The sequence below is a fragment of the Acutalibacter intestini genome (assembly GCF_034334985.1).
In the GTDB taxonomy this organism is placed as follows: domain Bacteria; phylum Bacillota; class Clostridia; order Oscillospirales; family Acutalibacteraceae; genus Acutalibacter; species Acutalibacter intestini.
The window spans coordinates 1-973 of sequence record NZ_JAWXXL010000115.1 but is presented as its reverse complement, the minus strand read 5'-3'; the positions used below and the strand labels follow the sequence as shown (position 1 = coordinate 973).

The window sequence follows — 973 nt, the reverse complement described above, 5'->3', positions numbered from 1 at the left end:
TTCCATACATATTTGACGGAAACGGGCGCGGTGATCCGCAAGGTGCGCCGGAAGTCAAAGAGCAACGCCCGCCGCAAGGTGAAGAAATTGTGCGGGCTGATGGAGGCCGGAAAGATCGAGCCGGACACCGTGAAGCAATCATACCAGAGTTGGCGCGGCCACGCGGCGAAGGGGAATTGCTATCACTTGATCCGCAACATGGATCAGCATTTCAACAAATACTTCAACAAGGCCGCCGCCGCGCTGAAAGAGCGTGACGGCGGTTCAATTTCAGAAAAGGGGGAATGAAGGAATGTCAAAGGCTTTAAGTTCGCTTGCCGTGGGCGCAACGATCGAAGTTCCCGTAAAGGCGGCGTTTCAATCCTATTTAGGGAAAACGGTTGTTTTCAAGGTAGCGGACAAAAATCATTCAGGCTATCCGGCAAATTCGGTAACGCTGATAACTGACAAAATCCCGTTTTTGCTTGCCTTTGACGCGATCGAGGCAAGCAACAGTGACAGCAACCGCAGAAGCTACGGCAACAACCGCTATTCGCTTGCAAACCTTCTTCAATGGCTGAACAGCAATGCGGCGGCGGGAAAGTGGTACAGCGCGAAGCACAGCGCGGACGCGCCGCCCACGGCGGCAAACGTGTGGAGTAGTCACAACCCATATTCCGACAAGGCGGGATTCCTTGCAATGCTTGATGAACGCTTTGTTGCCGCCCTGCTGGAAACGACGGTAACGGTGGCAAAAAACACCGTTACAGACGGCGGGAGCTACGAAACCGTAAAGGCGAAAATGCACCTTCCGTCAACTACGGAAGTAGGGCTTGCAAACGAAAACAACATTGCCGAAGGCGTGAAGCTGGCCTTGTTTTCTGACAACACAAGCCGCCTTGCATACCCGACAGCGGAATGCGTGTCAAACAGCACCTACAAAGACAGCAATTTGAAGACTTCGGCGGCGTGGTATTACTGGCTTCGCACGCCG

At 53.5% G+C, this 973-nt stretch carries 1 protein-coding gene and 1 pseudogene; both read left to right on the top strand.

Annotated elements, in window-relative coordinates; translation table 11 throughout:
• Positions 1–288, top strand: a pseudogene (locus U8U68_RS21945) (reverse transcriptase); the annotation flags it as partial.
• A gap of 4 nt (positions 289–292) precedes the next feature.
• The coding region (locus tag U8U68_RS21940) for a DUF6273 domain-containing protein (protein WP_322204596.1) at positions 293–973 on the top strand (681 nt) is incomplete at its 3' end.